At 54.5% G+C, this 23,629-nt stretch carries 18 protein-coding genes and 1 tRNA gene; 7 read left to right on the top strand and 12 right to left on the bottom strand.

Annotated elements, in window-relative coordinates; genetic code table 11:
* Positions 1 to 17: 17 nt before the first annotated feature.
* Positions 18 to 866 (bottom strand): hypothetical protein, encoded by an 849-nt coding sequence (locus tag GRI69_RS05115; RefSeq protein WP_160727196.1) that lies wholly within the window; start codon positions 864 to 866, stop codon positions 18 to 20.
* A 25-nt stretch (positions 867 to 891) separates the two neighbouring features.
* Positions 892 to 1,683 carry a 23S rRNA (guanosine(2251)-2'-O)-methyltransferase RlmB gene (rlmB, locus tag GRI69_RS05110; protein WP_160727195.1) on the bottom strand — a complete coding sequence of 264 codons (792 nt, stop codon included), beginning with the start codon at positions 1,681 to 1,683 and terminating at the stop codon, positions 892 to 894.
* Between the two features lie 156 nt (positions 1,684 to 1,839).
* On the opposite strand from rlmB, the gene GRI69_RS05105 reads away from it, so the two are divergent.
* Together GRI69_RS05105 and GRI69_RS05100 are read left to right on the top strand one after the other, a co-directional pair.
* Positions 1,840 to 1,925: transfer RNA gene (locus tag GRI69_RS05105), tRNA-Tyr, on the top strand.
* 206 nt (positions 1,926 to 2,131) lie between these two features.
* Complete coding sequence (locus GRI69_RS05100; protein ID WP_160727194.1) at positions 2,132 to 3,343, top strand: tyrosine-type recombinase/integrase; 1,212 nt, start codon at positions 2,132 to 2,134, stop codon at positions 3,341 to 3,343.
* 182 nt (positions 3,344 to 3,525) lie between these two features.
* Here the strand turns inward: GRI69_RS05100 and GRI69_RS05095 are convergent, their stop codons facing one another.
* The 6 genes from GRI69_RS05095 to GRI69_RS05070 all read right to left on the bottom strand — a co-directional run bounded on the left by GRI69_RS05095 (position 3,526) and on the right by GRI69_RS05070 (position 10,901).
* A complete protein-coding gene (locus tag GRI69_RS05095; RefSeq protein ID WP_160727193.1) occupies positions 3,526 to 5,637 on the bottom strand; it encodes a peptidase domain-containing ABC transporter in 2,112 nt (703 codons plus the stop codon).
* A gap of 13 nt (positions 5,638 to 5,650) precedes the next feature.
* Positions 5,651 to 6,913: an HlyD family secretion protein gene (locus GRI69_RS05090; RefSeq protein WP_160727192.1), complete on the bottom strand. Its 1,263-nt coding sequence runs from the start codon at positions 6,911 to 6,913 to the stop codon at positions 5,651 to 5,653.
* Positions 6,914 to 6,921: 8 nt separating this feature from the next.
* The gene (locus tag GRI69_RS05085; protein WP_237452955.1) at positions 6,922 to 7,800 is read right to left on the bottom strand and encodes an MvdC/MvdD family ATP grasp protein; all 879 of its coding nucleotides are present in this window, start codon (positions 7,798 to 7,800) and stop codon (positions 6,922 to 6,924) included.
* 493 nt (positions 7,801 to 8,293) lie between these two features.
* Positions 8,294 to 8,638, bottom strand: a complete 345-nt coding sequence (locus GRI69_RS05080) for a hypothetical protein (RefSeq protein ID WP_160727190.1) — start codon at positions 8,636 to 8,638, stop codon at positions 8,294 to 8,296.
* Positions 8,639 to 8,674: 36 nt separating this feature from the next.
* Complete coding sequence (locus tag GRI69_RS05075; protein WP_160727189.1) at positions 8,675 to 9,574, bottom strand: hypothetical protein; 900 nt, start codon at positions 9,572 to 9,574, stop codon at positions 8,675 to 8,677.
* 709 nt (positions 9,575 to 10,283) lie between these two features.
* On the bottom strand, positions 10,284 to 10,901 hold the full coding sequence (locus GRI69_RS05070; RefSeq protein WP_202391856.1) for a hypothetical protein: 618 nt from the start codon (positions 10,899 to 10,901) through the stop codon (positions 10,284 to 10,286).
* 690 nt (positions 10,902 to 11,591) lie between these two features.
* Between GRI69_RS05070 and GRI69_RS05065 the strand changes: the two genes are divergently transcribed.
* The 4 genes from GRI69_RS05065 to GRI69_RS05050 all read left to right on the top strand — a co-directional run bounded on the left by GRI69_RS05065 (position 11,592) and on the right by GRI69_RS05050 (position 19,408).
* Positions 11,592 to 14,885, top strand: a complete 3,294-nt coding sequence (locus GRI69_RS05065) for a DEAD/DEAH box helicase family protein (protein WP_160727188.1) — start codon at positions 11,592 to 11,594, stop codon at positions 14,883 to 14,885.
* Positions 14,882 to 15,226: a hypothetical protein gene (locus GRI69_RS05060; RefSeq protein ID WP_160727187.1), complete on the top strand. Its 345-nt coding sequence runs from the start codon at positions 14,882 to 14,884 to the stop codon at positions 15,224 to 15,226. Before GRI69_RS05065 ends, GRI69_RS05060 begins: the two co-directional genes overlap by 4 nt.
* Before the next feature lie 153 nt (positions 15,227 to 15,379).
* Positions 15,380 to 16,450, top strand: a complete 1,071-nt coding sequence (locus GRI69_RS05055) for a restriction endonuclease (RefSeq protein ID WP_160727186.1) — start codon at positions 15,380 to 15,382, stop codon at positions 16,448 to 16,450.
* Positions 16,451 to 16,585: 135 nt separating this feature from the next.
* Positions 16,586 to 19,408 carry a TrlF family AAA-like ATPase gene (locus GRI69_RS05050; protein WP_160727185.1) on the top strand — a complete coding sequence of 941 codons (2,823 nt, stop codon included), beginning with the start codon at positions 16,586 to 16,588 and terminating at the stop codon, positions 19,406 to 19,408.
* Positions 19,409 to 19,488: 80 nt separating this feature from the next.
* Here the strand turns inward: GRI69_RS05050 and GRI69_RS05045 are convergent, their stop codons facing one another.
* Positions 19,489 to 19,818 carry a helix-turn-helix domain-containing protein gene (locus GRI69_RS05045; protein WP_237452953.1) on the bottom strand — a complete coding sequence of 110 codons (330 nt, stop codon included), beginning with the start codon at positions 19,816 to 19,818 and terminating at the stop codon, positions 19,489 to 19,491.
* A gap of 396 nt (positions 19,819 to 20,214) precedes the next feature.
* A complete protein-coding gene (locus GRI69_RS05040; protein ID WP_160727183.1) occupies positions 20,215 to 21,093 on the bottom strand; it encodes a hypothetical protein in 879 nt (292 codons plus the stop codon).
* 53 nt (positions 21,094 to 21,146) lie between these two features.
* Here GRI69_RS05040 and GRI69_RS05035 point away from each other — a divergent pair, with 53 nt between their 5' ends.
* The gene (locus tag GRI69_RS05035; RefSeq protein ID WP_237452952.1) at positions 21,147 to 22,100 is read left to right on the top strand and encodes a hypothetical protein; all 954 of its coding nucleotides are present in this window, start codon (positions 21,147 to 21,149) and stop codon (positions 22,098 to 22,100) included.
* A gap of 49 nt (positions 22,101 to 22,149) precedes the next feature.
* On the opposite strand, the gene GRI69_RS05030 is transcribed toward GRI69_RS05035, so the two are convergent.
* Both GRI69_RS05030 and GRI69_RS05025 read right to left on the bottom strand, forming a co-directional pair.
* Complete coding sequence (locus GRI69_RS05030; protein WP_160727181.1) at positions 22,150 to 22,665, bottom strand: hypothetical protein; 516 nt, start codon at positions 22,663 to 22,665, stop codon at positions 22,150 to 22,152.
* A 14-nt stretch (positions 22,666 to 22,679) separates the two neighbouring features.
* Positions 22,680 to 23,618: a HEPN domain-containing protein gene (locus GRI69_RS05025; protein WP_160727180.1), complete on the bottom strand. Its 939-nt coding sequence runs from the start codon at positions 23,616 to 23,618 to the stop codon at positions 22,680 to 22,682.
* Between the last annotated feature and the right edge of the window lie 11 nt (positions 23,619 to 23,629).

Genomic DNA, 23,629 nt, shown 5'->3' with positions numbered 1-23,629 from the left:
TTTGTAGGTTCTGGAAATCAGTCGAACGCGATGAGGGCGGTCGGTGCCTGCTCGGTACGCGGGCTGATCTGCCACACCAGCGCCTGGCCGCGCGCGTTGGCAGTCGGACCCTCATCGGTATTGTTGGCCAGGATACGGCCATCGGTGACGATGGTGAAGGTGCCGTCCGGCACGACTACCTTGCCAAGGTCCTCCCCGTTTTCTTCAGACATCTGCGCCATCCCAGCCATGCCCGACATCATGCCCTGCATGGGATTGCCGCCGCCCTGCGCAGCGAAGCCGGGCGCATCGACGCGGATTTGCCCCTCGTCACGCAGCACCACGGTCACGAACATATTGCCCATGGGCATCTTCTCGATCACCGGAAAGGCGAAGTCATGCGTCGTCCGGCCCTTGATGCGGAAGTCGACGTCGAACAGCCCGTCGCCCATATAAGCAACCTTTTCCCAGCCCCGCTGCCGTTCGAGCTTTGCGGCGAGTTCCTGCGCCGCTTCGGGGTTCGACGGGTCTATCCCGCCTAGGAACGCCTTCATCTGTTCGGCTTCGCGCTTGCTTTCGGCCTCGCGCTCGCTGGCATTCGCATCCCATTCGGCGCGCTGCTCGTTGACTTCGGCAGGTGTGCATTTGCGGGTTTCGTAGTCCTCGTCCCAGCATTCGGCTTCAAATTCTTCGGGCTGGTCGGCCATCTGCGCCAGTTTCGAAAGCGCGAGCATCTGGATCTCGCCATCGTAGCTGTAGCTGAAAGTGCCATCCTGCATCAGCTGCAGCTCACTGGTGAAGGCACCCGGCGTAAGCAGGCAGCCCGTGAGCGCCAGCGAACTCGCCATCGCAAGTCCGCACGCGCGCAGCTTCGTCGAAATATTCATCACAGCAAAATCCCCCCGTTAGAAATCAGCCCCTGGTAGCCACCGCATATAGCGCGATTGCCGCAGCGTTGGACACGTTGAGGCTTTCGATTTCGTTAGAGATGGGCAATTTCGCCAGCGCATCGCAATGGGTTTCGATGTTCTGGCGCATGCCTTCGCCCTCGGCGCCCAGGACGATCGCCACGGGTCCGGCCGGCAGCGCATCCCCGAAGGTGGTTTCGGTGTGACCGGTCAGACCGATGCGCCAATACCCTGCATCGGCCATTTCCTCCATCGCGCGGGCAAGGTTGACCACGCGGATCCATGGCAGCGTTTCGAGCGCGCCCGACGCCGACTTGGCAATGACCCCGCCTTCGGGAGGCGCGTGCCGGTCCTGCGTGACGAGGGCGGCCGCATTGAAGGCGACTGCCGAGCGCATGATCGCGCCGACATTGTGCGGATCGGTTACCTGATCGAGCACGATGATCGGACGCGCCGGATCGCCGTCGAGAACTTCGTCGAGGAAGCGGTCTTCCAGCGCCGCGCATTCTAGAACCAGTCCCTGATGCGGGGCATCCTTGGCGACGAGGCGGGCGAGGTCCTGGACGTCGGCATATTCGACGGGGAAATCTTCCGGCAATTCGCCGTCCAGCGAGGCTACGCCTTCGCGTGTCGCCCACAACTTGCGGTGCTGCCTGTCCGGGTTCTTGAGCGCCGCCTCGACCGCGTGGCGTCCCCACAGACGGACCTGTCCAGGACTCGCCCGGCCGCTTCCCCGACCGCCCTTCATGCGGCCGGCCCGGCCCCTCAATGCGCGTTTGCGTTCGCCTTTTGCCATGCTTCATGTCCTGTATTCGAGATTGCGTCGCGCTCCTGCCAGCGAGGGCATTGACAGGCAAGCGCCGCTTCGCCAAAGGGGCGCCTCTCGGCAGGGGATGGCCCAGAGCCTCCCCGCTCTTTCGCCCGTTTTTCGGGAAAGATGGCGAACCGGTGTGGACAGGTGGCCGAGTGGTTAAAGGCAGCAGACTGTAAATCTGCCCGCGCAAGCGTACGCTGGTTCGAATCCAGCCCTGTCCACCACCGCTCTTTCTTTCAGCATCTATCTGCATCCCCAGAAATCCATGGAAACCCTTGAATTTCTGCGGTATAATGCCCCTATTCCGTCCCCTAGCAGCCGTCGCGATCCACCCGCATCCGAGGCCTAGTGTGGGGAAGGTGTGGGGAAAGATACACTCTTCCCCACACTTGTATTTTCCGGAACGGCCTGCGGAAATGTGGGGAAGGAAATGGGCAAGCTCACGGCGGTAGCGGTAAAGGCAGCTTTAGCGAATCCCGGCACGTATCAGGATGGTGACGGTCTTTTTCTCAAAGTTGGGAAAACCGGCTCGGCTTCATGGCTGCTCCGACTCCAGCAAGACGGGAAGCGACGAGACATCGGAGTGGGGAGCGCAAAGCTGGTCACACTGGCGCAGGCCCGCGAGAAAGCCAACGAACTGCGCAAGGCCGTGAAGATCGAAAAGCGCGATGTTCTCACTGAGCGCAGGGACGAGGCGGCCGCCAAGGTGACCTTCCGCGAAGCCGCCACACAGTATCACTCCGAAAACGAGGCGGGCTGGAAGAGCGCCGTCTACGCGCGCCAGTGGTTCGCCAGTCTGGAGAACTATGCTTTCCCCAAGCTTGGTGACATGCCGACTGGCAGTATCGCCGCAACTGACATCATCGATGTACTCACGCCGATTTGGCAGGAAATCCCTGAAACCGCGCGCCAGGTTCGCAATCGGATTTGCGCCGTGCTGGACTATGCGCATGCCAAAGGCTGGCGGTCGACCGAAGCGCCATCGGGCAATAGTAGCCTGAAAGCAGGGAGGGGCCTGCCACGGCAGATCAAGAAAACCCAGAACCGCAAAGCGATGCCCTATGTCGCCATTCCTTCGTTTCTGACCGCACTGAGGCGCAAGCCATCCTTCGGACGTTTCGCGCTCGATCTCCTTATCCTGACCGGCACGCGCTCGCAGGAGATCCGACTCGCCAAGTGGGAAGAATTCGATCTGGAAGAACGCCTTTGGACGATCCCCGCCGAACACATGAAACGAAGTAAGGCACATGTGGTCCCGCTCTCCAAGGCCGCACTGGGAGTCCTCGCGAAGGCGGATGCGTTCCGCGTCGAGGGGGCTGAAGTAGTATTTTCTGGGGCAACGGGCAAAGCGATGTCCGACATGACACTGCTCAAGGTGCTGCGCGACATGCAGGAACCCTTTCACGTCCATGGCTTTCGCTCTGCCTTCACGGACTGGGCAGCAAATGAAGGCTTCCCCAATCCCGTGGTCGAGGCCGCCCTGGCGCACAAGACGCCCGATGCTGTGCAAGCTGCTTATCGCCGCACAACGTATTTAGGAACTAAGCAAAAGCCGGGGGCGCGGGTGAAACTGATGGAAGCATGGGGCGCTTACTGCTCTGGCACAGTGAACGGTCAGGAGTATACCGCGATTATTGCCTAACGCATACCGAATCGTGCACCTATAGTTGTAAGATAAACGTGGCGCCAGACTGCCTATTTACGACTTCGCTTTCGAATTCATCGGTGACTCAACATAATGGGAACGGCCCGATTATTCTTACTGGCGATTGGTAAAATTTCCCAAGGTTTAGAACGAATAAACCCAATTTGCGTATCACGGCCTTAGCGGGGACTTGGCGCTATTTCAGTGAGTGAGCCGTCTTTCATTTCGAATACTCTATTCGCCTGATCAATGGTTTCCTGCCGATGGGCGATGACGATTCTAGTGATTCGAAGCGTTCTAATTGCCTCGTTGATTTTACGCTCATGCCAAGTGTCCAAGCTTGAGGTCCCCTCATCCAGCAGTAGCAGGCGGGGATTGCGAAAGAGCGCGCGCGCAAGCAAGAGTCTCTGTCTTTGCCCGCCCGAGAGGTTGGAGCCCCTTTCAGTGACGAACGTTTCGTACTTCATCGGCATTTTTTCGATGTCATCCGAGATAGCTGCAGCCTTAGCGGCTTCGCGGATTCTATCTAGGTCTGCGCCGGGTTCGAATAGAGCGATATTCTCGGCAATCGATCCGGAAAACAGAACATCGTCCTGAAGCACAGCAGCGACACTGTCGTGGTATTGCTGGTAGCCGAAATCGCGGATTGGCACGCCGTCGACTGTGACATCTCCGGATGTCGGTTCAAGGAGGCCGAGCAGAATTTTAGCCAATGTCGATTTGCCGCCCCCCGACGGCCCCTTGATTGCCACGTGCTCGCCTGACGCGACACATAGTGAAACCGAATTTAGGACTAGAGGATCGGCATCCGAAAATCTAAAATCAACGTCATTTAGGGCAATAGCTCCCTTCAGTTTGTTTTCATCATTTCCCGGATAGTCGAAGCTGATATCTCTTGTCGCTAGGGCGATATCCGAGATCCGCTCAAGATGGAGACCGAGCATCCGAAACTCGATGAATTTGTCGACGAGTTTGGAGGCACTTTGTAAAAACTGCGTTTTGTAAGCCAAGTAAGCAAACACCATTCCCACAGAAAATTGCTCGTTGAGAACAAAGCTTATCGCAAACGCAACGACAATAATGGTCTCTAATTGTAGGATAAGGATATTCGAAGTTTCCTGCCAGATGCGTACTCGTTCTTCGGATACATCGGCGTTCAAACTATCATTTAACTTGTTCTGCCATAACGAAAAACGTGCACTTTCCTTACTTGAGAGGCGCAACGGTACAATCCCGTCGATGCTTTCTATCAATGTCGACTGCTCTTTCGCCCGCATCGCTATGGCGGTTTCAGTTGCCCTCCGCTCAAACCGGAACAGAACCAAGCGTACTAATAGGTAAAGTAAAAAGGCGGCAAGAGAGATGGATGCGAGGAGAGCACTGTAAAGAAACATCACGATGAGGATCGCGATAGCCAGAACGCCATCGAGAGCCGTTACAACGGAGCCCTTGATCAAAAGGTCTTGGATCGGTTGTAGTGATTGAAAACGCGAAAGAATATCGCCGACATGGCGGCGCTCAAACCAGGCCACCGGCAGTCGGAAGAGTTGCCTTCCGACATTGCTCGCCATGACGAAGCTAAGTAATGTTCCTGATGATAAAAATACAAATGAACGGAGAAACGATGACATCGCGTAAATTATGGCAAAAATACCGAACGCGAGACTCAAAATTAGCAAGAATGGCAAGTCAGAAGCCGGTATGACGTGGTCAACAGCAAGTTGTAGAAAATAAGGAGAGAGTAGTATAAAAGCCTGTGTGACGACCGTTAGTACCGCAATCTGTAAAAGCGTCCGTTTAAGACCGGAAACACCGCGCCAAAGCTGAGAAAAGCGCAATCTCGGGGACGGCTCAGGCTGATGAAAATTTTCGACAGGAGAGAGTTCGAGGGCGATGCCCGTAAAGTGGTCAGAGAGTTCAGTTAGCGTCAGCTTCTTGATGGATGCCGCCGGGTCAAAAATTGTAGCTATTCCGCGCTCCAACTTCTGAATAACAATGTAATGATTGAGGTCCCAATGGAGGATGGCAGGGAACCGAACGTACTGGAGCTCTTCTAGGGGTACCTTTAGAGGTCGTGCCGAAAGACCGAGCTTATTTGCTACGACTATCAGGGTGTTTATGGTTGCCCCTCGCTGAGAAATGGAAAATCGTCGCCGGAGGCTCGCCATATCGAGATCCACGCCCCAATGAGACGCAACCATCGCCACACATGCTAGACCGCATTCCGACATCTCGGTTTGTCGGACCAATTTCATTTTCTCGCCGGGGAAAATGCCCAGATCAATCTTCATCTTATCGCGAGGCTCATAGTTGGACTCTGGTGCGCTCAGCCAAAATCTGTTCGAGTATAGTCGCACGTCCGATATGCATGACGACTTCGACCGGTAGCCCTTGTACTGAGCTCAGGGAGGCACTTAATTCTGAGGATGGGTTCATGCGGGCGTTCACCCTATAATAAGTGGATGAACCATCTGAATCGCTGCGCTGTTCTGGGATTGTCGCAATCCTGGTTATCGTCGCTTCAATGGTTCCGTATTGCTGGTACGGGAGAGAAGCCACGCGTAACTCTACGGCGCCTCCTACGCGGACACGCGATATGGCGCTAGAAGGTACCTGGAGCTCGACCAGCCATTCGAGTTTATCATTGGCAATCAACAAAATCTCTTCGCCCACAGCGATCCGCTGCCCGGGTGTTCGTCTCAGCGCTCCAACTCTTCCCGAAACCGGCGCCAGCAGAGCAACACTTGAGTTTCGGGCTGCTTGAGCGCTTTCCAGACCGAAGGCTTCTTCCGTCGATTCTAAGGAGGCCAGACGGGTTGCCAGTGACTCGGTGTCTCGCTTGATACCGGCCCTTTCAATGGCGATCTGAGATTCGATGTCGACAATCTCCTGCTTCAATTGCGCAAGTACTTGCTCGCGAGCAAGAACTGCCTCCTGACGTCTCGCTAAGTCTTGGCGACTGATAAAGCCGCCTACAGCCACGGTTTGCGCTATCTCGAAATCTTCCCGCGCGCTGGCCAACAGCTCAAGCTGTCGTGTAATCTGGTTTTGTGTAGCTGCTTTCGAAGAAATTAGAGCGCCGATCCTCGATCGACGTTCCGAAATAGCGAGTTCGTTGTCTCTCCGCGCAGCGTCCATCTCATTCGCGACCAACAAACGCCTTGCTTCAATTCCTCTCTCAACAATCTTTGCGGCGTCCTCACCAAAGCCGATAGCGGTGCGATCAGCCACAGTAACGAGCAACTCACCCTCATCGACTAAATCGTCTTCACCTGCCGAAATGGAGGTAATTGTTCCGGAAATCGGGCTATCCAAAGAAACTGGTTTTCCGTGAGGCCAGATGACACCGTCTACTGTTTCCGTTCGAGCTAGCGGTACAAGTGCTACGAACGCTACGCCTCCTAAAAACAATCCCAGCAAGATTGCTGTAATGACGTGCCAGCTGACTGACGGTAGTAAATTGACGCGGCCGTCGTTCTTGGCCTTGCGCGCTTCGAAGACTTCCGTGCGAAATAGACCAGTGTCTCGGTTTTGACCCGAACGTTCAATCGTTTCGTCCCCGCCCAAATTCTGCCCTACTCATAACTTTTGAAAGAGGACATGACTTGTTCATGGCTATCTCGCAACTCCGCTTCGTAATGGAGATACGCACTGTCGGCCAAGGTTTCCTTCAATGTTGGTGTCCTGTCGCGGACATCCTCTCCGGCTAGCATACTAAGGAATGGACCTAAGAGTTTGATCTCGGGGTTGATATCCTCAATCCACAAGAATTGCGCAGCCGGATTTACCTCAAGGAACCAGAGCTTTCCTGAATGATCGACGATCGCGTCGATGCTTCCAAAGGCCAGACCCAGCTTTCTCATCAATTCACGGCAAAGATTGTAGTTGGTTATGTCCAGTTGGTGGTCGACGACAGGGATATCATGTCCTGCGGCTCGCCAATCTACCGTACCGTGATCAGTCCGTTGGCTATCGATTCGAACGGTTACGGCTTCATCTTCGAACATGGTAATCCGAAGCTCAAAAGCCTTCGCAATTTCCTCTTGCCATATTGCTGGAGAATAGCTGAGCGCGAGATCGTCGGACATCAGCTCTGGATCAGCTCTCGAAGTCATGGTGACGTACTGGCGTTCGCTCAGGTCTTCCCAGACGGCTGGAGTGAATGACTTGAACACGACTTTCTGATTCGCAGCCTCAGCAAACGCGCGAATATCTTGAGGATTGTTTGAAATGCAGGTGCGCGGAATATTGAACCCAACAGCTTCGGCAACCTGTAGTTGCCGGATCTTTGTTGCCATACGTGCCGAACGTGGAGCGTTGATCCAGCGTGCTGCGGGGTGCAGAGCATCGAGTATCCCAGTTCCGAAATGTTCGAATTCACGAGATGCTATATCTCGATCTGCCGGATGAAGATCGTCAGGCAGGACTGGCCCACTCCACTTGCGAAAAAGCACCGTCTCTGCAGGTTCGTCACCATGGACTCCCAAGGATACGCGGGTTCCTCCTCCAATAGATATAGAAGCTGTGGTTCGCTTCGGTAGATCTGAAGGACACCAAAACCTCACATCGAAGCCCATCTCAGATAAATGATACGCAGCAATTGTAGAGTGTTGATCTATTGGAAGGGAAATAATGAGTAACCGCAATTTTTTGTCCCTTTAGAATATGTAAAATCTCGCTCAGAGGCTCAGCGATTGACAGTCAGCGCTTGCTAGCTAGTGTGTATGCCGCTCCAAGAGAGCATTAACTAGGGAGAAGAAGCCTATGTCAAAACAATCAGCAAAAAGCACTACCGTCAGATTGGCTCAGAGGCGCATGGCCCGGGAGCTTTCCCAAGACGAACTTCAGCAAGTCGCGGGCGGTCGTTATACAAAAGTGTACGGCTGCGGAGAAATGTGTGATACTGAAGCCTACTGACGGCTGAATTCAAGAGAAGGGTCGCCAACTTCATGTGAAGTCGGCGACCCTTTCTTTTTGTATTAGTTCCAGTGCTTGGAAAAGTTTGTGCCCCTCACCGTAAGGGGAGATGTGCACGAGTTTGCCATTGGCATGCAGCGAAACGATAGGAAGATCTAGGCTGCCCAACTTTTTGAACATTTGACCTGCGTCTCGTTTATCCATCAAGCAACGAAATAGATGGAAGCTGAGACCAAGATCCGTCTCCGCGAGGTGAGAAACGACACGGTCGCATTTACCACAATGCGGAACAGTATAGACCGTGATGGCGAATTCGATCCTAGCTAAACTTTCGTCTAGATCCACCATGCGATAAGTACGCACCGGTTTTGACATTACCGAATCCTCCCCGACATAATTTGCATATTCTTTTTAGTTCTGAGATCGTTCCAGGTACCCCGCCAATACCTGTGATTTTAGTCTGGAAGGCGCAGCATTTAGTGGGAGGCCATATACTGCAGCCAAGTAGGATTCATCGAACACCGTCATTGAGGATTCAATATCATCTGTGGAGTTCGAGAATAGTTTAAGTATGGAATCAGGTCGGCCACCTTGCCAAGCTGGACTAACGTCGCTCGAAATCAGCAGTCGCATCGCCGCATAGTCGGCAAGTTGGACAAGGTTAAGTCCTGCGACTTTTGTCGCGTCAAAGATAACGATCGAGTTAACTAAGGCTGCGCTCTGTTCGAGGCCTACCCTGCGCGCACGCGCGTCCGTGTTGACCTTTGTCGATGCCGCCATGGGGAGTGTCAAACCTGGGATCGTAGCGGTATGCGGCGCAGGCCTACCCAAAGCCGTGCGAACTTCCTGTGAACGCACTGCAACTACAGGATCACCATCCGCAATCGATGCTTCTAATTTCCGATAGTCGCTCGCGCTCACTAAGTTAGATTGCTTTTCTCTTGCTTCATCTAAGAATGACTTGGGGTCGTCGACGATTACGACCAATGCATTCGTCCGACAATCAGTCTTCGCAAAGCGTGCTCCGGCATTCTGGCCGCGAAAGGTTATAAGTTTACGAAACGTAGCTTCCTGCGACGGGCTAAGTCCTGCAAAGTCGAGACAAATCGGATCAATAAAACGTGCAATCGGATCTGTCGGACCGAGAGATGGTGAAATCTGATCAATGCCCTCGCGTATCGCCTCAACATCAGCCTGACGCTGTCCGGTAACTACAATGGTTTCAGGATCATTGACGGGTTCAGACTCTTGCGTGGCTAACGAAGGCGAAGCCAGTAGCATAATTGTTCCGCATAACAGCAGCTTTGACATTGCTATCACAGATCCTCGCTCCCTCTTTCTGTATATTGTCTAACGAACAGGCACTCTTAGAGCAAGTTGCTTCCCCGGAGCCTAACCCTGTAGAGATAAATCTGTCAGCGTTACCGCTATTCATTTTCGGTCATCTTGAAACTTGGCGAGTGACGGACGAAGATTAGGCGCAGCACAACTGATTAGCGCTTCCCTTAATATAGCGAGGTCTCTTTGAGCTACAGCGCATGGCCCAAGCCATGCCGCCTGCCTTCCGGCGAGGATGGGAGGGGGAGGGAAAACCGCAAACCGATGCCCTGGCGCGGGCCAGCGGGCGTCAGCCCGCCACCCGGGGGCGTCTGTTTGCGGTTTCGGGAACGAGAGGGCAAAGCCCTTGGCGTTCCCGCGCAAGGATCGCAGCCGCGATCCGCACAAGAAACGGCACCCTTGCGGCGGCGCGAAGCCGCCGGGCGTCCTGCGCGCGCGATCAGTGCGCCAGCGGGCGTCCGGCAATGAGAGAGGCAAGAGTGCCTGCGGGTTAGCTCAAGAACGCCGCGCCCTCAGGAGCACATCGCGAGATGTGCGGGACAGAGCGCGTCCTTCAGAAACTCCCGCTCCACTTCCACTGCTCCTGATCGTCACCCGAATGGGCCGGGACGAGGGGCCCGGTCCGCGCAGCGGATAGAGCAGGTCGCCCACAGGGCAGCCCTTAATTTCCGTCGAGGATGGCCTAGACCGTTTCTCGCAGTGGGTCGGGGGAGACCGGTGGAAATGGTACCGATATTGGGTCGTTGTAGATCGCTTTCGGACTCCAATCTTTGGTTCCTAGCCGCCACAAATTATCGATGTTCTTGAGGTAGGTGAAAGCCACCTCATCATTATCCTGAATGATGCTTGGCAATTCTGTTTGGTGTCCCCGCGCACTCGTATCGTGACGATCGAAACTACCAATCTCTAGATTCCATGAGTCGCCATTCACGTTTGAAACGATGGGCTCAATCTGCCTGAAGAACTCCTCGCCACGAAAATCGTCGCTCGATCCGCAATAATACCTTGCGGCTAGCACGATCGACAGCCCACCCTTGCGTTCGCCAATGAATTGAACCGGCGAGAGAAAGCCAGCCATGTAGATGCGCTCGATGACATCGATTATCCGCTCATCATGGTCTTCGTCCCAGATCACAGCGAAGTCATGAATCTGGGGCTTGGCGAGTTGCTTTCGCTCGACATCGAGCCATTCGACACTTCGAAAGACTGAATAATGTGTGCCACGGCCAACGTAGCCGATTGGCTCTCGTTCGTCATAAAGGCATGAAAATAGCGTTGAGTAAGATGGAGTTTGAGTCATGTTCTGTTCCAATTTCGTTGGAGATTGCAGCTTCCGCTACCGCGCCGCGACTTTCGGTCGATACGCGCAACAACAATCGCACATACAAGCGGCGTTGTGAAGCAAGACACGGAGCAGCAGCCATCGCGAAATCCAGAACGATCCCGAAGTGCTTAGTTGTCCCAAGTCGGGAACACTCAGTCTCTTAAAATCTGCGGGCCGCTACCGTCTGCGGATAAACTGCCAGCCGCCCTTTCGTTCTCTGTTAGTTCTCATTATGCAACAACCAATAGGTTTCGGCAGGAGCTCCCAGTGACGACGCAACGGCAGAGAGTTTACCTCGATAGTTCTAGCTTTCCACTGCTGCGAGTTGTGTCCGATCGAGTGACCGATCTCGAGCACGGAATCGAAACCGGATTTGTCCGACATCGCGGTCATGACGTTGCAGTATGGCGGCCAGCTAACCCTCATGGCCTCGGGCTCGACTGTAGTTGGCAAGATGGGCAATGGCGCAATGTCTACGAGGCGAATCCTAGAATTGGACGCGGCGAAGGTGGTCGAGCGTTTGAGCGCGGTCGCGTGAGTGTGGGAGAATTCGAAGCGAGGCTGCCTTTGACGTCCTTAGCTCCCACTCAAGCGATCCAGAAATTTGTCAGACAGCACCTTCGCTAGCGGCTGCTTTGTCGCCCTCCGAGTATCTAGGAGCTCATAGTGTCATTGATTACACTTTGGCATGGGAAGTTGGACATTCCCGCATTGCCAAGACGCCGCGTCAATGTCGGGAATAATGCAGTCGAGCAAACCCCGTTTCTGGGGGCCACTACATCTGCAACCATCAAAACAAGCGATGTTGCCGGCCACGATTTGATCGAGACGAATCTCGCCGCTCCATTCGACAGGCTGCTCATCCGCCGGAAGGGCGCGCGACGGATTGATGGTTCGATGGCTGTGCTCATTGGAGACGGTACTGCGCCGGAAGAGTTTCCGCCCGCTGTACAGCTGGCATGGGACAAAGCGAACGAGTTGGCTGACTACGCATCCTCGCCGGAAGCTGTGACACGCAGTTGGAGCGGGACCTTTCAATTCGCGACCGAGGATGAAGAGGCAGGTATAGCAGGACTTAGAGCGCCCCAGATAGGAGCGCTTCACGCTATTTCAGCGCATTTCGCTGTTGGATCGCAGTTTGAGCCAGCAACCGTCGTGCTTCCGACCGGTACAGGCAAAACCGAAACGATGCTGGCGACCTTGGTCTATCGAAGGCTTCGACGCACTCTCGTTTTGGTCCCGAGCGTTCCGCTTCGATCTCAGATTGCTGGAAAATTCTTGTCTCTTGGCGTGTTACCGGATGCGGGAATAGTGCCTCAGGAAGTCGCGCGCCCCCGCGTTGCTGCGCTCTCTGCTGGGTTGCGCACCATCGAAGAAGCGGAGACCCTGCTGCGCGAGGCCAACGTGGTCGTTGCGCTGCCGAACACTCTGGAGGCCTGCGAACCGGTGGCTCGACGAGTTCTATTGGAAGGTTGCACCGATCTAATGGTGGATGAGGCACACCATATCACCGCCTCTACGTGGTCGTCAGTTCGCGACAACTTTTCAGAGAAGCGTGTTGTTCAATTCACAGCGACGCCATTTCGACGCGACAGCCAACGGATCGATGGGCGGATTATCTTCAATTTCAAGCTGGGCGACGCCCAAGCCGCAGGATACTATCGACCAATCAACTTGATCGCGGTCGAAGAATATGGCGAGCAAATCAGGCGCGATCATAAGATCGCATCGGCTGCCTTGGAAGCTTTGCGTCGAGATCGCGAGACGTTGGGCCTAGATCACCTTTTGATGGCGCGTACCCGCACAAAGGAACGCGCTGCTGAGCTTCACGAACTTTACTCCCGCCTTGCGTCAGATTTGCGCCCGGTCATGGTCTATTCGGGTTCGGGGCGCACCGTTCCGAACCGCGAGGCGTTGGCCCAACTCTTGGATCGCGGTCCGGATGGCGCTCGGATCGTTATTTGTGTTGATATGCTCGGGGAGGGATTCGACCTTCCCAACCTCAAAGTGGCGGCGCTTCATGACACCCACAAATCGCTCGCTATAACTCTGCAGTTTATCGGTCGATTTACACGCAAAGGAGATCCCGGAAGCATTGGCGAGGCAACGGTGGTTACGAACATCGCCGATCCAGAGGCCGAAAGGCGATTAGCCGATCTTTATGCGCAAGGTGCGGATTGGGATAAGCTCATCCGTCGATTGAGCGAGGAGCGGATCGAGGAGGAACTGCGACTTCAGGATGTCGTCGACAAGTTGCGCGCATCAGGTGACCTCCATGCGCACTTATCGCTTTGGAACCTCCGGCCAGCACTATCGACGCAGTTCTTCCGGACAAAGTGTGCCTCATGGAATCCCCGCGCCTACACTTCTGTACTCCCAAAGGGTGCCGAGAGTTGGTACGCATATGATGACGACGGAGAGGTTCTGGTCGCTGTAGTTCAGCATTCTGGAAAAGTTTCGTGGGGCAACTACCAAGACGTCATCGACGTCGTGCATGATCTCTTAGTTATGAGGTGGGACAAGGAGAAAGAGGTCCTTGCGCTTTATGCTAGTGATTATTCCGCTCTCCGCTCCGAAACCATGGCCAGAGCAGTGACCGACGATCAGACCGAACTGGTCACGGGCAAGTCTATCTTTCAGATACTGAACAATGTGGAATTGCCTCTTGTTAAAAGTCTAGGCTCATCGCGCGTCGGTGCGATCAGCTTCACTTCTTATTTTGGACCAAATGTAACCGACGGACTCGCAAGCATTGAAAAAGCGGAGTCCTCTCTGAATAACATCGCTTGCCTCGGCTACGAGAACGGCGAACGCGTGCTGTGGGGAGGAACTCAGCGCCGAGGCAAAATATGGCAGCAGAAAGGTGGCTCAATTGCGGAGTGGCTGGACTGGGTCAAATTCACCTGGAGCAAGGTAACAGCCACACACTCAGAAGAGACTAACATCACTCGGGACTTCCTAAGGCCTGAACGCCTCGAGAAGCCTTGGGGGTCCGCTCCGATCGCGTTGCAATGGGGCGAGCAAGCACAGCTTCGTCTGAATGATCGTCAATTCATCGGCTTCGGTAACTCCATGATCCCGCTGTTCCTTGTCGACCTTGAGATCGAAGGCACCGAGGATGATGGCTCGATACTGCTTCGCATCTCGAGCAATGGTCTTGTATCGGTATATCGGCTGCGCATCGATATAAGCCATCCGGGTGGCTACCTGCACGAGCACGTCTCAGGACCGCGCCTCACCTTTCAGAAGGGCAAGGAACCTGCAATCGCACTCGAAGAGTACCTTGCGAAGGACCCCTTCCTGGTGCGCTATGTTGACGGCACATACTCTTACAACTGCTATCATATACCCATCGCACTTAACGCTGGCAGCTTCGACCGAGACCGGCTTGAAAGCTGGGATTGGGCTGGAATTCCGCTCAACCAGGAGTCAATGCACAAGGCTGGCAACCAAGACTCGATCCAATACCGCACGTTCACTCAAGTCGCCGATGAGTATGATATCGTGTTCAACGACGATGGAAGCGGCGAGGCCGCTGATCTTGTCTGCCTAAAGGATGTCGACGACACGACGATCAGGCTCTGCCTTATACATTGCAAGGGTGCGCATGGCGGAGTGATCTCACGCGACATTCGTAACTTCTACACTGTCTGCGGTCAGGCTCAGAAAAGCGTCACGGTCAAGCATGCAGGCATGAATTCTCTTTATCATGATCTTAAGCGCCGACAGGACATTTGGATGCGGGAAGGCGCGAGCAGATTTCTCAAGGGCGACACTAAGCAGCTAGTGTATTTCAAAGACAAAGCGCGCCGCGCGCGGTTGGAGTTTGAGATGATCCTTGTACAGCCAGGTGCTTCAATAGCCACCATAACGGAAGACGCACTGAAACTGCTCGGAACAACCGAACTGTATTTGAAGAAAACGTCGGAAGCCAACTTGAGGGTGATCCTCTCAGCATGAGCGTCGAAAGTCCCGCTAAGCTGCTTGCCAACAGCCAAGATGCAATCGCTGAGGCCGTCCAAGCCCACAAAGCAATGGCCATTTTGCGGCTGCTTGATGGCGATGTCCTACGCGGATCCGCTAACGATCATCTAATGGTAGTTGCACTTGATCTGCTCGGCCTTCGGACCTCACGTGCCGAGATGAGGCAATTGATCGAATTGCTTGAAAAAGAAGGCGCAATCCGATCTTCCTGGGCTGAAGAACTGCTGGTATTCCAGTTGGCGCACCACGGGCGGGAATTGGTAGAGGGACGTGTTTTTGCGGAAGGAATGGAACGACCCAATCTCGATTCATTGTAGTTGGGGCCAAAGTAGGCTGGGAGCGCAGTGTTTGGATTTCTTGCGTTCCAGATTGATTGCCGTCGCTCCTTGAAGCGGACCAAATCTCAGCCATCATTCCTGTCTAATCAGAGGGCCGTTATGCGGGCATTGCATGAACAGTGGGACCAGAAGATGAGCGAGTCTGAGGTCGAACGGACGCAAGAATTGTCAGAGCTTCGACGTAGATTGGTTGGCAGCCAAACGAGAAAGCTGGTGCTTGAAGGCATACCGGGTAGCGGCAAGACCACGTTGGCTTCTCAATACGCGCGAGCTTTCGCTGATGAGTATCCTGGCGGGATCGAGTATTGCACAGGCACTGGCGAGCCTGATCGCGTTCTTAAGACAAAGGCTGATAATCTGCCGAGGCTACTTGTTTTCGACGGATTGGACGAGGTTTGGCCGGGGCGCGAATGGGCTCTAGGTCATTTGGAGGACGCAGCTAAGCACGACCCTAAACTTCACGTACTTATTGTTTCGCGACCAATCCCAGAAACCGGTAAGTATGATCGCCTTCAGATCGGACCTATGTCGGACGACCGAATTGCAGAAATCATCCGCCGACAAGCGGGATTGCAGGGCTTGCCACCCACAGAGTTAATTTCTCTCGCTGGCGGCAATGCACTTCTAGCATCATTGCTCGGCGGGCTTGCCCAAACTTATGCCAGCACTGCTGAAATGATTGAGTCTTTATCATCGTTTTCTCAGTCAGGATTGGTCGATACGTCGGGACGTCCGGTGAACACAAAGACCCGATCGGGTAGAACATTCATCACCGATGTACGTGAGATCAATGACCAAATTTTGAGAGTTGTCAGTCGCGATCCTGAGATTGTTTTCCAACTTGAACCTCGCCGCTTTGAGGAGTTGAGCGCGGAGATGTTTGAGCGGCTCGGCTATAACGTTACCCTGACGCCTGCCCAGAAGGATGGCGGCAAAGACCTGATAATCGCTAAACGCGATGATCTTGGCACTATGCTCTCCTTTGTTGAGTGTAAACGCTATGCTCCAGACAGGCCGGTAGGTGTCGGTGTTGTTCGGGCTCTCAGCGGGGTTGTCGAGCTTGGTCGCGCAACGTCTGGGATTGTTCTTACGACCTCCCGTTTCACGACAGGCGCCGAGATGTTGAGGGAAGAGCTCGAATACCGGATGAGCCTGAAGGATTTTTCCGACTTCAAGCAGCTACTTCAAAAGTGCTTGAACTGAAATTTCTCGCCAATCTGCTTCCAGCTTTTGCTTGTAGAAGTCTCGTCGGCCTAAATGAAGCAAATATTGGCAAAAACTGCGACCCTTCGTTACTCTGGTATTCCCGCTAACGTTGAATTCAAAATGAGACAGTTAATGAGCTTCGCCTATTGGAGGAAGTGCGACTTTCAGGTCCATACGCCGCGCGACCCGAACTGGACGGGTCGAAGGCCAATCGGCATTTCTGAAGAAATCAAGGCAACAGGTAAGAAGGCTGAAGCCTCGGACGTAGATGCCTCACGACAGCAATGGGCGGCAAGTTTCGTTGCTACTTGTGCTGATAAAGGTTTGGAGGCAATCGCTGTCACCGATCATCACGAGATGGTCATGATCCCATACATTCAGCAGGAAATTGCCAACCGCCGAAATGTTGATCCCGGGTTCGATCTGTGGCTTTTTCCAGGTATGGAGCTGACTGCAAGCGGCGGAAAACAGTGCCTCATTCTATTCGATGCAGACTTGTCAGAGGACTGGCAGAGGCAAGCACAGGGCAAGTTAGGGATCGTCTATGCCGACCTCGACGAGAAAGCAGCCAAGAGTCCAAAAGTCCAACAGCTTACTTGCAATTATGCCGACATCGCGAGCGAGCTTGATACACTAGTTGGTCTCAAGGGCCGCTACATAATTTTGCCGAACGTTTCCCAAGGGAACAATCATACCGTCCTGATCGACGGTTCACACGCAGATTTCCGGCGGATGCCCTATGTTGGCGGATACCTAGATAACGGCCAGACTATCAACACGCTTGGAACAAAGAACCGGAAGCGCCTGTCTGGAAAAGACAATAATTGGTCAACACGCGAGATCTATCCTCTTCCCACCTCTGACAGCCGATCTGCCGACTACAATGCTCTTGGTCAGAATAACGCTTGGATCAAGCTCGCTGAACCTACGGCGGAAGGAATTCGTCAGGCCTTTCTTGGTCATCGCTCACGCATAAGAATTGAACCCCCTCAGATTCCGACGTTGGTTGTCGGTTCTTTAGATTTCGAAGGCTCGCTCATACTTCAAAAGACGAGCCTTCCGTTCAGCCCCGAGCTGGTCTCGGCGATTGGCGGGCGGGGGAGCGGCAAGAGTTCTCTACTCGAATACCTCTCATTCGGGTTGGGACGAAGCTGCTATGATGTCCCAAGAAACCATTATTCAGGAACGGAGCGATTGGGTGACTTACTCAATGACACCTTCATCTCCAAAGGTGGGCGGGTGACCTTGACACTCGTGCAGGACAATGCAGTTTTCAAAGTCGAGCGTGGACAAGCGAACGCATACCAACCGCAGGTCACTTACCCGAACGGTGAAACGCAAACTGTAACGGTCAAGGAGTTGCGCGCGCTGTTTCCGGCTGTGGTTTATAGCCAGGGCGAACTTTCTGAGATTGGCAAGCAGGCGGGTAAGAAGGCCCAGCTCGCCGATCTGCTTCAGTTTGTTAACCTAGACTACAAGCGCGAGGATGACCGCCTCGCGCAGGATATCGAGACCGCCAAGGCGAAGGTCAAAGATGGCATTGAGCACCTTGCCTCCTACTGGGCAAAGCAGGCGAAACTGCGCCAACTGAAGACGAACCGTGACTCTCTGTCTCAGCGCGCTCAGGCTCTTGAGAAAACTCTCCCAAAACAGTCGGAGGAGGATCGGAGAACTGTTGCATACTTCGACAAGGCCAACGAGTTTGACCTGAAGCGCATTCAAGCCTCCAAGCACGCCGACCAAATCAATTCGGAATTGGTCGCGATGGAACGCGAATTACTGAACGATCGCGACCTTAGCTCTGATCTTGCCGATGATACCGAGCATGTGCGCGCGGCATATCGTGATCTTTATCGCGCGTTCAGTCAGGGCGTGAAGAAGCTCAAGTCTGAGATGCTCGCCAAACGCAATGTGATGGCCGGAGCAGAGGCCGAATGGGCAGCTGAATTTAAGAAGGCTCGCCAAGCCCGAGATGCAGTACTGGAAAAGCTTGGTGAGCATAAGACCGTGACTGCCCAAATCATCAAGCTGCGGGAGGAGATTACCCAGCTCATTGCTCAGATTGATGATCTTGAAGCGGAGCTGAAGGTCATTGGTGATCCGGCAAAAGAACTCCAGGAGGCCGTAACTGGCTTGAAAGACGCAAGTCGCCAGCGATCTGAACGCACCCAGGATTGGGCGAAAGAGATTGAAGCCCTGTCGAGCGGCAAGATCCGTGCTGTCGTTGATCAGAATGGAGATATCTCCGAGATCACCGAGGCTCTGGATTATGTTGCCAGCAAGACGGGATCACAGGAGGGCACACGCATCAAGGGGCTAGACGATGCTTTGAAGGCTGACGCCGCAATCGACGTAATTGACAATCTCCGGACTGATTGCCTTTCGCTTCTCTATTGGCGGCAAATTGGTGCAGCGGCGGGCGAAGAGCAGCCAAAATGTCCTGATCTGATGAATATGCTTGGCAATACGGATCGGATACACATGGCGATCAGCGAGCGCATCGATACGGCACGCGTGGAGGCAATCAGCACAGCTGTTCCGAAGCCATCAATTGAGCTTTCTTATTGCGATGGCGATAGGCAAATCTCTTTCGAGAAAGCATCGGAGGGACAACGTGCCGCTGCTCTGCTTTTTATGCTGCTAGAGCAACCGGGCGGGCCGTTGATCATCGATCAGCCAGAGGGCGATCTTGATAATAAGATCATTACCGATCTCACGGAAAAGCTGCATAGTGCAAAACAGAAGCGCCAACTCATCTTTGCGAGCCACAACGCAAATATCGTCGTCAATGGCGCGAGTGAGCTCGTTACCTATCTAGACATTGATAGTAGTGGTGAGCGAAAGGTCGCGTGTGCTGGCGCGATCGATACGCCGGAGATTTGCGACGTGATCACCTCGACCATGGAGGGAGGTGAGAAGGCATTCAAAGATAGACAGGATAAGTACGGATATTGAGAGTGGACCAGAATCCCGCTGGGATGCCTTAGTGAGGTTATCCGGCGTGATCGCGTCAACATGGCCTGGATGAGCGTTCATTATTTTACGTTCTCGCTATCATCAAAACCGTCGCGCCTGCGCTCGACTAAACTTTTCAAACTCTCAGTTAGCACCAGGGTGGAACTACCAAGCTTGATGAACTCGATCTCGCCTTCGCCGATCAGTACGTAAAGGGTGCTGCGTCCAATCCCGAGATAGCGACAGGCTTCGGGAACACGCATCGCGATCGGCTCGATGTCGGTTCGACGTTTCGGGCTTGCTCGCTGGTCGTTATCGCCTGATATCGACATGCCGGTCGGTCCTTTCATCTTTAAGGTGATGACGGACCGACCTGGGGACATGGAGGGGGAGCAGGTCAGGCCCGCCATCGAGACCAATTATCGGTGATCGGGTCCCGAACGCGCCACATGACAATTCTACGCAAGGGCCGCCGTTTTCGCGCCATTGCGCCGACCCGTGAAATAGGTTGGGATGTATGCATCTGCACACATCCTTGCGGACTAGCGCGGACCAGTTCTCTTAAGCATGTCGTGACCGTGTGGTGTGCTATTCGGCTAAGCGCCATCGCTATTTAGATTGAAAAGAAACGGGATTTTCCAAATGCCGCCGCACGGTATCTTACGGTGCCGTCGCATATTACGCAACAAAACCAACCACCTGCAGCCCGACCGACGGCGCTGCTTTTATCTCGCCCTCGATTCCTTCTCCTTTTTCAGACAATCACGGACACTGAATTCTTTCACTATGACAGCGTGGTTTGCAGGCTAGTATTCGCCCGCCTCGTTCCAGAACGCGGCCTCTCGCTGTGCTTCCAGCCGTTCCAGCGGTACGTCGATCATATCGAATTTGAGATTGTACATCGGAAGCTGCCAGTAGTCGTAGAAGAGCCGCGCGTGCTGCTCGGTGGCGAGGTCCGTGACCAAACCTTCCGAGTCTAGGCGAGCGCCAAGTTGCTTAGTGAGCTCGCGCGCTTCGACCGGCCCTTCTTCTTGTACAAAGTCGACGTTACCCCAGACATCACTGGTAGCTTGAAGGCCTGCACGGGTTAGAACCCCCAGAGCCTCAAGGGCTTCGACAATCTGCAATGCGATGGGGCGGATAGCCATAGTGGATCCGCCCCAGCGATTGGGATCATTCCACTGCGGTATCCCTTCTTCGTGGACCTCGATGTCGGCATACATTGTGCTCTCACGAAGGTAGAGCGACCAATTGGGAACGATGTATTCGCTCATACCTCCGTCGAGAAGGTGGCCTTGTCGCTCGTTGTCGACATACTCCTGAAGCTGGGCGGTGTTTGTTGGCCGCCATGACTGAGCATTGGCATAGATCATACGAGAGAGATGATCGTAGAGCGTCTTCTTAACGATCCGACCGATCCGCTTACCAACCTCGGGCACCGGGCACCGCACCAGATCGATTAGGATAAGGGCCTTCGCTGACTCTTCCTCAGCGAGGCCTGTGAGCACTGCTGCTTCCCGCGGCTTGGTTTTGATCGCTTCTGCTGCGTCCCAGAAGCCCCGGGCGCTTTGCAGAATGATAGGCAGGCCCTCGGCAATGAAGTCGAGGCGGGCTGCATGGCTCATGTTGCATAGGGCGCGTGCCTGACGACCACCGAACGTGATCTTGGGTCCTTTGTCGCTCATGAGATCACCCTAGCACCGTTCATGCGGTGAAGCGCACCGGGTTACTTGGATCAATGTTTGGCCAGCAATTGCCAACCCGGTGGAGCGTCGCCATCTGGCTGGGCATGACCTTCAACCTATCCGTTCTGACACGAGATTTCGCGATTTGTGCGGTCGATCGGAGGCTGACAACGCCGAAGGGCAAGATCGTCACTGAACGGTCTAACAAACTCACTCTTCTCGAATTCGCTGATGGGCATGGTTTTGTTACCTATACCGGCATTGGAAGTGACTTTCGCAAGCGAACGCCTAGCGACTGGATTGCAGAAATCCCAGACCTTGGCCGACTTTCCATTGATGACGCAGCAGCTGCCCTAAAGGCGGACGCGGAGCCACGGCTTGCCGCGATTGCACGCCAAGGGATCAACGTCCGACACAGTTTTGTGATGGGTGGATTTAAGCGCGGCAATCCGTTTGCGCTGTTAATCTCGAACTATGATTCAATCGACGGCCCAGAGCGTGCGGACGCCGATCCCGTGCTTTCAGTTAGCGGGCGAGAGATGAGCTGGCGGAGCGGAGCCCAGCATCCGTTCCTCGTGCTAGCGATTGGTGCGACGCCGCGTCACCCCGCAAAGATTCAACGACGTCTGGTTCCTGCGATCAAAAAGGGTGCGACGGCCAAGGTATTGCGCAAGCTTGTCGTCAAGACGGTCAAAGACGTGGCTTACCAGGACGACCGAAAGGCATCAGTGGGATCGAGCGTGCAGAGTGTCGTGATCGATCGGTCGGGCAATCAAGAGATACTGGGCCATGTTCCCGGTGGAACCACGCTTCTGGAGGGGCCGAACATCGTCGGAGGCGCGATGAAGATCGCTGATGTCTATGTCGACGTCTCAGGTGAGCCTGGTTGGCGATATGATCGGGTGCTTGGGAAGGCTAAGATCAAAGAAACAAGATGCAAGGAGTGCGGCACGCCAGTTCCTGAGGGATATCGGCGTTGTGGTGTCTGCGATGCTCCCGCACCGTGACCTCGGTGACATCTATTGAGATGCGGCACTTAAGAAGCGCGATGGCCAGTTAGATGAGTTGCTGCTCAAATTCGGTCTTAAGTGCTTCATCGACAGACAAGCATGCTTCAATGATTGCCAACGACGCTTGGATCAGGCGTGTATCGCGTTCCGGTGGAGAGTGCGGGGTGTGCTTGCCGCCGTGGAAGAGGTTGTTACGTACTCGCTTTGCGGCCTCGATGGCTTTCACGCCCGAGTTTTCTCCATCCAGATCGCGCTCCATGAATTCCGCTCGACCGTGGACAAACATTTGTACCTTCGGTGGCTCTTCAAGAAGGTAGGCGATCGCCTTGGCAACTCGATCTGTCTCAACGTCCAAAATTGGCTGACCAAGCCTGTCCTTTAGCTCGTGCCAATGTGGAAGGGCATTTCCGTATCGATCACCAGTGCAGTAGATCGTCGCCTTCATCGCGTACTCGAACCGCCCGAACACCCCGAAAAATTCACAGACCAACGCTGCATCGATTTGTAGATCGTCAAAGGGGGATTTCACCGCGCTCGCCCCCGCATTCTCACTAATCGGCACATTTGCTCCATCGCCTACCGCTTGTCAGGCTTGGCTTTTGCATCGGCTCTCAGCTTTTCAAGTCGCTCGGAGCAGACTTCGTGCACGACGCGGCCAAGCTCCTCGACCTGCTCACCGAGCCATTCCAGCTCTTCCTTGGTGATGCGGTAGTGCTTGGAATAGCGAGCCTTGACGTAGGCTTCCCTGAGCTTCTCGAAGCGAGCTCGATCGCGGCGTGTGTCGCGCGGCCATACGTAGGTTAGCCGAGCATCAATGCGCTCGGCCTGGGTGCGCAGAAAGCCCAGATTGTGCACGTGTGGCGTGTAGAAGGTGCAGACTAAAAGGACCGTATGGTATAGGCGCTCGCAAGCTTGGTGCAGGTCGAACGCCGCCTTCTTCAGATCTCCATCGTCAAGGGCGTGGCCGTATCCGCGCATGAAACTTTGAGCGCTGGGTAGCCATTCCTCGAAATACTCCTGGGCCATGGCCAGCGCCTGTGTCGCCGTTTTTGGCTTGGGTGTGTGCAGCTCGGTGTCATCGGACTGGTAAAGCGCGACACCGTCATCCTTCACGTCCATAAAAAAATACCGCCCATGCGCCAGCCCGTCGTTCACCTCCTGCAGGGTGTGGACGATGAAGTTGACCGGGGTCTGGAGAGTGCCGGTGACGCCATATTCGCGCATCAGCCGGTCATCGAGCTTGGCCCAGTACTTCACTCGGTCGGTCAGCCGCTTGTCGTTGACGATAATGAGCAGGTCATAATCCGAGCGATAGCCTTTCGCGGTGTGAGGCTCGTCGACCCAGGTGCCGCGCGCATAGCTGCCATAAAGAATGACCTTGAGTATGCGCCCGGCCTTCTTCCACTCGTGCTTTGCAAGCGCAAAGGCATCCTCGAACTCTTCGAACACCAGCTGCACCACGCGCTCAAGCTCGCGCTGCTTTTGCGGGGGCAGATGATCAAGGTCGGTCTTCATTATCCGACACC

The sequence above is a fragment of the Qipengyuania vulgaris genome (assembly GCF_009827325.1).
Lineage (GTDB): Bacteria > Pseudomonadota > Alphaproteobacteria > Sphingomonadales > Sphingomonadaceae > Qipengyuania > Qipengyuania vulgaris.
This window is presented reverse-complemented; position numbering and strand designations above follow the sequence as displayed.

Coding starts and splice junctions, on each gene's coding strand:
- GRI69_RS05115 (WP_160727196.1), bottom strand. CDS start 866: ATGAATATTTCGACGAAGCTGCGCGCGTGCGGACTTGCGATGGCGAGT.
- rlmB (WP_160727195.1), bottom strand. CDS start 1,683: ATGGCAAAAGGCGAACGCAAACGCGCATTGAGGGGCCGGGCCGGCCGC.
- GRI69_RS05100 (WP_160727194.1), top strand. CDS start 2,132: ATGGGCAAGCTCACGGCGGTAGCGGTAAAGGCAGCTTTAGCGAATCCC.
- GRI69_RS05095 (WP_160727193.1), bottom strand. CDS start 5,637: ATGAAGATTGATCTGGGCATTTTCCCCGGCGAGAAAATGAAATTGGTC.
- GRI69_RS05080 (WP_160727190.1), bottom strand. CDS start 8,638: ATGTCAAAACCGGTGCGTACTTATCGCATGGTGGATCTAGACGAAAGT.
- GRI69_RS05075 (WP_160727189.1), bottom strand. CDS start 9,574: ATGTCAAAGCTGCTGTTATGCGGAACAATTATGCTACTGGCTTCGCCT.
- GRI69_RS05070 (WP_202391856.1), bottom strand. CDS start 10,901: ATGACTCAAACTCCATCTTACTCAACGCTATTTTCATGCCTTTATGAC.
- GRI69_RS05060 (WP_160727187.1), top strand. CDS start 14,882: ATGAGCGTCGAAAGTCCCGCTAAGCTGCTTGCCAACAGCCAAGATGCA.
- GRI69_RS05055 (WP_160727186.1), top strand. CDS start 15,380: ATGAGCGAGTCTGAGGTCGAACGGACGCAAGAATTGTCAGAGCTTCGA.
- GRI69_RS05050 (WP_160727185.1), top strand. CDS start 16,586: ATGAGCTTCGCCTATTGGAGGAAGTGCGACTTTCAGGTCCATACGCCG.
- GRI69_RS05045 (WP_237452953.1), bottom strand. CDS start 19,818: ATGGCGGGCCTGACCTGCTCCCCCTCCATGTCCCCAGGTCGGTCCGTC.
- GRI69_RS05040 (WP_160727183.1), bottom strand. CDS start 21,093: ATGAGCGACAAAGGACCCAAGATCACGTTCGGTGGTCGTCAGGCACGC.
- GRI69_RS05035 (WP_237452952.1), top strand. CDS start 21,147: ATGTTTGGCCAGCAATTGCCAACCCGGTGGAGCGTCGCCATCTGGCTG.
- GRI69_RS05025 (WP_160727180.1), bottom strand. CDS start 23,618: ATGAAGACCGACCTTGATCATCTGCCCCCGCAAAAGCAGCGCGAGCTT.